The organism is Planktothrix sp. FACHB-1355 (assembly GCF_014748295.1).
Classification (GTDB): domain Bacteria; phylum Cyanobacteriota; class Cyanobacteriia; order Cyanobacteriales; family Aerosakkonemataceae; genus Aerosakkonema; species Aerosakkonema funiforme_A.
Window position 1 is genome coordinate 1 of the sequence record NZ_JACJUP010000164.1, and the last position, 8,641, is coordinate 8,641.

Sequence of the window (8,641 nt, forward strand, 5' to 3'; positions counted from 1 at the left end):
AAGTGTATGCAATTAAAAATGTTCGCATTTGCCACAATATTGGCTCCCCTTTGCTTAGCAAATCTTGCACAAGCGCAAAACTCCCAACCGCTCGACTCCGACAGACAGACAGCCCAAGCGCGGCCAACAGCAGAACAAGTTCTCAACGCTTGCGTACAAAATCGCGCCGATACTCTGCCAATTCCCTTCACTGACGTATCGCCCAACGATTGGGCTTTTAAAGCAGTAATGAACCTGTATTACTGCGGTGCGATCGGCCCAAATACCCCTCCCGAAGTTATTGAAAAATTGAGGAATAATACGCAACAGCGATCGGTCTTACCCTCAAGGGATATGACATTTTAAATTCACTCTTGTTTTTTCTAACCATTTTCTCAATTGGTAATGTTTAGATATTTTTAATAATCTAAACATTACTTAGTTAAAATGACAACTAACAACTGCTCGTTAAAAGCGAAACTGAGTTCGCAAATTGCCGACAAAAACAGTGGGATTATCGTCAAAATTGTTAATGTTGTTGATGATATACAAAGCTGGAACAACGGCTATGTTCTCAGTTACGGGAAAGAAGTAACCCAACTCAATATCGTATTGAGTACCACCATTGCCACCACCAGATACAAGGAATTCGCGACCATCCAAAATATCAAAAGGCACAACAAACGATATCGTCGCCATTGCGCCGCGCTTGCCTAAATCTGGAAAAGCAAGTCCCGCTTGAATATTTTGTGCGTTAATATTTCCATCCTCTCTTCCAGGCGTAATGGGATCTAAATGGGCGCTGGTATAGTAATAGCGTCCAAAGATACCAAAGCCCCTAGTAATTAACCAATCAAAGTTAACCCCAAAAGTATCCGAAGTGGCATCGTGGAGGCGTCCGCCAAAACCATCATCCGCTACCCCAACAATAGGCTGAAAAGCAATTTGTCCGTCTTGATTTCTAGAAATATTACTACGCTGGTACAGCAGGCGTAAATTGGCAGTTTTAACGGGTTTAAATGTGACTTCGGCGGTAATTGTATCGGCACCGTTAAACAAACCCCTGTTCGGATCGGATGCTGGACGAACACCCGGCAAAAATTCAATACTCTCTGTCAGATAGCCAGCACGCAATTCAAATTGTTTGCTGATGTTCCACTCAATTATAGCTCCTGCGCCGCGCTTAGTGTAGGTTAAAAAAGTGCCGTTAATTGCGTTAAAAGTCGAACCCGTATTGAAAGGTAGGGTAAAAGCATTATCGTCAAAACGAGAATACCAATTTATTCTTGGGCCAATTGATAAACGCAGATTGTTGCTGACTGGGAAGGTATAAACTAAATCGCGAATAATTACTTGATTCGGATTTGCCCCAGCAGTCTGGTCGAAAAAATTAACACCAGTTGTGTTGAATTGACCGGCGGAAGCAATCTCATTTACAGGTGAGTTTCCATTTCCTGCCGCTAGGTTGATTAGCAGATTATCTTTGCCAGTAAAAGAGGTGTTGAATGAGAGCCACACTACGTAACTTAAAGTAGTTTGGGGGTCGTCTGCTTCTCTGACAAATGGTGTGTTATCGTCTAGTCGCGTGGCAGCGAAAGTATTTAACCCTTCGGCTTTGACTTTATCGCCGGCAATACTAGCTGTGGTGATATTGAAGCTGGCAAGACCGCTTAGTTTGGTAGTGGTGGAGAATTGCTGGGTTTCCAGTCTGGCGGTGCGTGCTTCCAGCGCATCTACGCGACCCCGCAGGGTGGAGAGTTCGGCCCGAAATTCTTCTTGCAAACGCCTGATGCGTTCTAAGTCTTCAGCGCTAACGTCCTGACGGATTGTACCGATCAGTTCTTGAATGCGATTTAAGCAAGCATTTAATCCGGCGGCAAATTCGTACCGAGTCATAGCGCGGTTGCCCCGGTAGGTGCGATCGGGATATCCTTCAATACAGCCGTAACGCTCCACCAAGGATTGCAGCGCTTGGAATGCCCAGTCTGTCGGTTGAACGTCAGATAGTTGGGAAACAGATGTTACCTGCCCCATAGGATTTTTTTTATTTCGGTTGGCAGGCGCTGGTTGAGAATTTATCGGTTCTGGAGATAGTTCCGAAAGTGGCGCAATCTGTGCTATGGCTTCACCGTTTAAAGGGCGGGGAACTTGCTGGCGATCGATCGAATCTATGGAGTGAATAAGTTTTAAGTCTTGACTGAGATCCAAGACTTGTTGGTGCGAGCTGCTGTTTGCTTGCACCAGGTTTGGTTCTACTTCTTGTGCGATCGCTTCACAAGATATTACACAACCAGCAATTAAAATTGCTGGACTAAACAACAAAGTCTGCCAAAACAATTTTTGCATATTTCCTCACACCTAAAAATCCAGTCAACTGACATTTCCAAAGTCCGTGCCTCACCACGATGGCAATCGGGCTTCTTAGCACCATTTATTACTCAGGCATTTGACGCTGATGAGAAATATTAACTCACCAAATGCCCGAGCTAAAATTGCTTTGTGGCAAACTTAACAAAGTCGCGCTATCAAAGTGTGTTATTTTTGCTACATAAAATTCAAAACACCCATCTCGATCGCGCACGGCAGTTCTCAGTCAGCTGGATGGCAGTAGGATTATCATGGAAAACTGGCATTGTCTCGCGTCGAGTGACTTTACCCATGAACATAATGGCTGGCAAAGTGCTTCAAAATGGCAAGTACATTCTCGATGCCCCCATTGGCCAGGGTGGATTTGGCATCACCTACAAAGCTACCCACAGCTATCTGGGTCAAACTGTGGTGATCAAAACTCTGCATGAAAATCTGCGCCAACATGAGAATTTTGAAAGATTTCAGGAGCAGTTCGTCGCCGAAGCTCAGCGACTAGCCAAGTGCCAGCACCCGAATATTGTCAGGGTGCTAGATTTTTTTGAAGAGGCTGGGCAGTCTTTTATCGTCATGGATTATATTCCTGGCCCCACGCTGGCAGATTTACTCAAACAAGGCCAACCTTTACCGGAAGCTCAAGCTATTAATTATATTTGTCAAATTGGATCGGCTCTTAGTGTTGTCCACCAAAATGGGTTGCTCCACCGGGATGTTAAACCGCAAAATATTATTCGGCGCGAAGGTACAGAGACGGTAATTCTGATAGATTTTGGTATTGCTCGCGAATTTACGCCTGGGGTAACTCAAACTCACACAGGTATTTTATCAGCCGGGTATGCGCCGATCGAACAATATCTGCCCAGAGGCAGGCGCAGTCCAGCTACCGATATTTACGCTCTAGCAGCGACACTTTATACCTTGCTGGTAGGTCAACCGCCAGTACCGGCAGCATTGCGCGATCGCGTTCCTCTCCCCAAACCAAGACAACTGCAACCCAACCTCAGCCAACAGGTTGAGCAGGCGATTATGCACGGTTTGGAGATGGAAGCCGAACGGCGTCCGCAAACCGTAGAAGCTTGGTTAAATCTTTTACCTAAAAGCAGATTTCAACTCAGCCAACCCACAGTTTCTTTGTCCGCAGTTACAGAACCGCCAACGGGTGAAGAAGCCGAACAGCAAAACGGACAGATTCCCCATCCAAAGAAATTCGATCTGAAGGGATTGCGAGTATTTGCAATTACAGCAGCAATAGGAGCGATCGTCGGTATCGGTTTTGGTTTAACTTTGCGCTTCGGTAATTCTGGCAAACCGATTTTGCAGGAAGAGCAATCTTTTCCTCCCACCAACAATTGGCCTACATCTGTACCGACTGCGCCACCCCCATCAACCCCCGAACCAAACTCCCAGCAAGAATCGTCATCGAATTCTCAATCTAATTCTCGATCTAACTCTCGATCGTCTATCCCAACCGTTGAGCAAAAGGCGACTACTCCGCCACGGCGTTACAAACCAAAATTGAGAGTGCGATCGCCGCAGGCTGTCAATTCTAAAGCCTCTCCTCAACCAACACCAACTCCCCCATCGACTGCTGCGCCAGCACCATCACCAGCAGCCGTCGCACCAGCATCACCAGCGGTTTTGCCAGCGGCGCAAGCACCAGCACAGCCTGCTGTCGCTACACCCAATCCTACTCCTGTCGAGAATCCCACAGGGGTTTCCACACTAGAAGTAGCGCCCTCACCAGCGGCGACCCCAGCGGCAACTGTAGCTAACCCAGAACCTGCACCAGCAAAGGAGCCATCCGATCCACCACCCGCAGTTGTTCAGCCATTACCGCCGATACCTGCGTCGGAGGGAGCAGCACCATCCACAGAATCAACCCAAGAGCCTTAGTTGTTACTTAGGACTAAGGCAGGAGATCTCACAGCAAGCTATAATTTTGGCGGATAGAAAGCATCAAACAATGTCGAGTGTCTCCAGCTAGGAAAAAAGATGAGCAATAATCAGCTTCATGCCTTTTTTGTCGGCAGAGCTATTGCCGAAGCGCTCTACGAACAGCTAGAACAAGCCCTTACCAACGCTGTGAGCGAATTTGGCAAATTTGATGCCGAGCAACGGGAGCGTCTGCGAGAATTCACACTCCAAGCGATCGAACGAGCTAATCGATCTGAAGAAACCACTATGCAGGGGCGGACGACTGCCCCAACTGGGCAGGGCACACGCTACGCCGACGCGACACTGGGTCTGGGTTCCCCATCTGGAGACCTGCAAGCTACCATTGACGAACTGAGGGCAGAAATTGCTCAAATGCGGTCAGAATTGCAACGCTATCGCAGCCGTTCTCTTTGAAACTTCGATCGAACTTCCAAAAATCTTTTGCGACCCTCCCACGGCGATCGACCGTGGGATTGTTGTTGGCAAATCTGGCCCTGGGTAAATACCCTTATCGCGCAACGCCTGTATAGTAGAAGAGATTGGGGCTACCCTCTGCAATCGCTCCTGCCTCCCATAGGACGTTATGGACAGGGATTTAAATGCCTCGATAATTTTGGATCGTGCCCCTGAAGAAAAAGTAAGGTCGGCTCGACCTGAACTTAACGCCTGCGGACAAGAAGATGCCGACATCCTTGGTTGAAGCAGGAAGAAAACACTAAATCGAATTAACAAGTTTAGTTAGATTTAGGTAAGTTTTTCGGAGCAGTGAATGTCTCTAAATTTGGAAACCCGAAGTGTCTGCCCTGTCTGATGAGCCGGTCATGCCGAAGCGATATAAAAGTCGTCCGTCCCCTGAAAAGGGCGATCGCGCCGAAGGTGTTGCCTTCCCAAAGCAAATAGCCTGGTCGCAGGCTACAGGAAAACCTTATAGTGACAAAGCCTACCGTTGGAATCGAGAAAATTACTCTCGTCATCGCCGCTTTCTTGACATTTGGGCTTTCGTGTTAACCCTACTGTTCGAGCTGTGGCTCGACAGTAAACCTTGGAGCTATCCAGGTGGGATGACCGATGCCAAAAAAGCTGTAAGGCGCAGAAAGCAAGCCATCTGGATTCGGGAAACTTTTCTGGATTTGGGGCCAACTTTTATCAAAGTCGGCCAGTTGTTCTCTACTCGTGCGGATTTGTTCCCCGCCGAGTACGTAGAGGAACTGACCAAACTCCAAGATAAAGTGCCCGCTTTTATGTACGAGCAAGCTGAGGCGATTATCGAACAAGACTTGGGGAAAAAAGTACCGGAACTTTACCGCAGTTTTGACCGCATTCCCCTGGCAGCAGCTAGCTTGGGACAGGTACATAAAGCCCAGCTGCATTCGGGTGAAGAAGTAGTAGTGAAGGTGCAGCGACCGGGTTTGGTAAAGCTGTTTACGATCGATCTGGAAATTCTCAGGGGAATTACCCGCTACTTTCAAAACCATCCTGATTGGGGTCGCGGTCGAGATTGGTTGGGAATTTACGAAGAGTGCTGCCGCATTCTTTGGGAAGAAATCGATTATTTGAATGAAGGGCGCAATGCCGATACTTTCCGCCGCAATTTTCGAGGTCAAGATTGGGTAAAGGTGCCTCGCGTGCATTGGCGCTACACCTCACCACGGGTTTTGACTTTGGAATACTTGCCAGGAATCAAAATCAGTCATTACGAAGCTCTGGAAACGGCTGGTTTAGATCGCAAAGCTTTAGCCCAAATGGGTGCTAGAGCTTACCTGCAACAACTCCTCAACGATGGCTTTTTCCACGCCGATCCTCACCCTGGCAATATTGCAGCTAGCCCAGACGGTGCGCTGATTTTCTACGATTTCGGTATGATGGGTAAGATTAAGTCCAACATCCGCGAGCAGCTGATGGAGACGCTGTTCGGCATTGCCCAAAAAGATGCGGATCGCGTAGTTAGCTCTCTGGTAGAGTTGGGGGCCCTCTCACCTATAGAAGATATGGGGCCAGTGCGGCGATCGATCCAGTATATGCTGGATAATTTCATGGATAAGCCGTTTGAAAATCAGTCAGTGGCGGCGATTACTGACGATCTTTATGAAATTGCTTACGACCAGCCGTTTCGTTTCCCCGCTACCTTCACGTTTGTGATGCGAGCTTTTTCCACCTTGGAAGGTGTGGGGAAAGGTTTAGACCCCGAATTCAATTTTATGGAAGTTGCCAAACCTTTTGCAATGCAGCTTATGACCGAAGGAAATGGTTTCGATCCCGCTAACAGCCTACTGGGAGAACTAGGTCGTCAAGCGGCTCAGGTTAGTAGCACAGCTTTGGGGTTACCCCGCCGCATAGAGGAGACTCTAGAAAAATTGGAGCGGGGCGATCTGCGCGTGCGCGTTCGTTCGACTGAGACAGACCGGATTCTCCGCCGGGTCAGCAGCTCTCAGATGGGAACGACTTATGCTTTAATAATCAGCGCTTTTACTCTGTCAGCTACGATCTTATTTGTTAATAATAAAGTAGTGCTGGCTGCGATCGCTGCTATAATTGCGGCTACAGTAGCTGTGGCTTTGTTCCGCCTACTTAGACGGATGGACAAATACGAGCGTATGTTCTGATACTTGCCTCTCTAATGATAGTAACTAAGTTATGAAAAGTCGCTTCACGGGTCTTTCTGACCCCGGACGTGTTCGTCTGGTGAACCAGGATGCTTTCTATGTTGACCCCGATGGGCGATTTTTTATCGTTGCAGATGGGATGGGCGGACACGCTGGGGGCGAAGAAGCAAGTTGGATTGCGACCCAAACAATTAAGTCCTACCTAAACGAACATTGGGATTCGGAGGAAAAGTCGCCAGATCTGCTGGAGGCAGCTTTCTGGAAGGCAAATCAGGCGATCGTCCAAGATCAGCAAAAACATCCGGAACGCTCGGATATGGGCACAACAGCAGTGGTGGTGCTGTTTAGGCGACAAGAAGCTTGGACAGCTCATGTGGGTGATTCTCGTCTCTATCGGCTGCGGGACGCAAAGCTGGAAAAAATTACTGAAGATCATACTTGGGTGGCTCGTGCGCTCAAAGCTGGCGTCCTCAGTCCAGCGCAAGCAAGGGTTCATCCTTGGCGACATATGTTATCTCAGTGTGTGGGTCGCGAGGATTTAGCACAGGTAGAAATACAATCCCTAGATGTGCAAGTGGGCGATCGTCTTTTGCTGTGCAGCGATGGATTGACTGAAGAACTTACTGATGTAGCGATCTCTTCCTACCTCCAGTCCCCTCTCTGGGAACAAGCAGCTTGCGACCTCGTAGACGCAGCTAAAGAACAAGGTGGTCGAGACAACATCACTGTGGTGATTGTGGCAATAGAAGCCTCTACTGATAAGTAGAGCTAATAGATATTCCTATAAGAATAAATACAAAAGCTTAGGTATTTTCACCTAAGCTTTTTGTTCATGCTGAGCAATTTTTTATTTGAGAACTTGCTAAAAATACCATTAGGCGATATGGAACTTCCGGAGCGACATATCTATCTTATGGATCTAGAAGTACCAACTTAGGAGGTATGTGCAATTTGTCAAACGATTGTTATCTTTTGTAATATAGACTTAATAACCGAAACGGTTATGTCTCAACCTCCCTGGTAGAGGTATTAGCAAACCATAAGTCCGCACTATATCTTTTGTAGGATTTACTTATGAATTCACCCATCGAACTGTCTCTCGAACAACAATTCAGCATCTTTTCCTTTAAGAGCCAGGTTGAAAAAATGAACTTGGAGCAAGCACAAGACTTTTTAGTCAAGCTCTACGAACAAATGGTAGTGCGCGAAGCGACCTATCAGAATCTTTTGAAGCACCAATGGGGCTTGGAATCAAACCCTCACTTTGAGTAGAGCTTACTGATGTCGCAGTGGGCGACCTCCTTCTCTTGCTTTGTTCCGAGGGGAAAGAAGCTGGGGATGCTGGGGCGTCAACTCTATTCGTTTATGACCTTTGTTAGTGGACTGGTGTGGGTTTAAACACAGCAGTTGACCAGATCGAAATTTTGAGATGACATGGATGTTGTTCGTTTCTTATAGTCAATCGAGAGAAACATCGACAGTTATCAATGCTGGAATTCTTAATAAAGATGAAAAATATTTATTTGTTGCTAGAGTATTGGTAAAATAGTCCCACAAACGGGGTTTCTTTTGGTTGTTAGGACGTTATTAATTCTGCTAACCCTTGATTCGAGGCTTTTCTTTGCCAAGACCCTAGACCCAGTTATATAATTCGCGAACAAAAATTTTAGAGGTAGTGCCAATCGACGATCGCAGCGCTACCTCTGTTACCCAAAAATATATAGGCAAGCATGATATGCTACTGGCCTAGCGAAGAA

The 8,641-nt window shown here is 47.1% G+C and carries 7 protein-coding genes; 6 read left to right on the forward strand and 1 reads right to left on the reverse strand.

The annotated features are described in order from the left end of the window. Window positions 1–6: 6 nt before the first annotated feature. Window positions 7–345: an S-layer protein gene (locus H6S82_RS09945; protein ID WP_190472764.1), complete on the forward strand. Its 339-nt coding sequence runs from the start codon at window positions 7–9 to the stop codon at window positions 343–345. A gap of 102 nt (window positions 346–447) precedes the next feature. Here the strand turns inward: H6S82_RS09945 and H6S82_RS09950 are convergent, their stop codons facing one another. Continuing rightward, a complete protein-coding gene (locus H6S82_RS09950) occupies window positions 448–2,325 on the reverse strand; it encodes an iron uptake porin (RefSeq protein WP_190472766.1) in 1,878 nt (625 codons plus the stop codon). Window positions 2,326–2,478: 153 nt separating this feature from the next. Between H6S82_RS09950 and H6S82_RS09955 the strand changes: the two genes are divergently transcribed. The 5 genes from H6S82_RS09955 to H6S82_RS09975 all read left to right on the forward strand — a co-directional run bounded on the left by H6S82_RS09955 (window position 2,479) and on the right by H6S82_RS09975 (window position 8,156). Further along, the gene (locus tag H6S82_RS09955; protein WP_322111998.1) at window positions 2,479–4,239 is read left to right on the forward strand and encodes a serine/threonine-protein kinase; all 1,761 of its coding nucleotides are present in this window, start codon (window positions 2,479–2,481) and stop codon (window positions 4,237–4,239) included. Window positions 4,240–4,338: 99 nt separating this feature from the next. Further along, the gene (locus H6S82_RS09960) at window positions 4,339–4,695 is read left to right on the forward strand and encodes a DUF6825 family protein (RefSeq protein ID WP_190472770.1); all 357 of its coding nucleotides are present in this window, start codon (window positions 4,339–4,341) and stop codon (window positions 4,693–4,695) included. A gap of 380 nt (window positions 4,696–5,075) precedes the next feature. Then, window positions 5,076–6,884 carry an AarF/ABC1/UbiB kinase family protein gene (locus tag H6S82_RS09965; RefSeq protein ID WP_322111999.1) on the forward strand — a complete coding sequence of 603 codons (1,809 nt, stop codon included), beginning with the start codon at window positions 5,076–5,078 and terminating at the stop codon, window positions 6,882–6,884. 31 nt (window positions 6,885–6,915) lie between these two features. Continuing rightward, the gene (locus tag H6S82_RS09970) at window positions 6,916–7,650 is read left to right on the forward strand and encodes a PP2C family serine/threonine-protein phosphatase (protein WP_190472773.1); all 735 of its coding nucleotides are present in this window, start codon (window positions 6,916–6,918) and stop codon (window positions 7,648–7,650) included. A gap of 308 nt (window positions 7,651–7,958) precedes the next feature. Next, on the forward strand, window positions 7,959–8,156 hold the full coding sequence (locus H6S82_RS09975) for an NblA/ycf18 family protein (protein ID WP_190472776.1): 198 nt from the start codon (window positions 7,959–7,961) through the stop codon (window positions 8,154–8,156). The last annotated feature ends 485 nt before the right edge of the window (window positions 8,157–8,641 follow it).

Coding starts and splice junctions, on each gene's coding strand:
- H6S82_RS09945 (WP_190472764.1), top strand. CDS start 7: ATGCAATTAAAAATGTTCGCATTTGCCACAATATTGGCTCCCCTTTGC.
- H6S82_RS09950 (WP_190472766.1), bottom strand. CDS start 2,325: ATGCAAAAATTGTTTTGGCAGACTTTGTTGTTTAGTCCAGCAATTTTA.
- H6S82_RS09960 (WP_190472770.1), top strand. CDS start 4,339: ATGAGCAATAATCAGCTTCATGCCTTTTTTGTCGGCAGAGCTATTGCC.
- H6S82_RS09970 (WP_190472773.1), top strand. CDS start 6,916: ATGAAAAGTCGCTTCACGGGTCTTTCTGACCCCGGACGTGTTCGTCTG.
- H6S82_RS09975 (WP_190472776.1), top strand. CDS start 7,959: ATGAATTCACCCATCGAACTGTCTCTCGAACAACAATTCAGCATCTTT.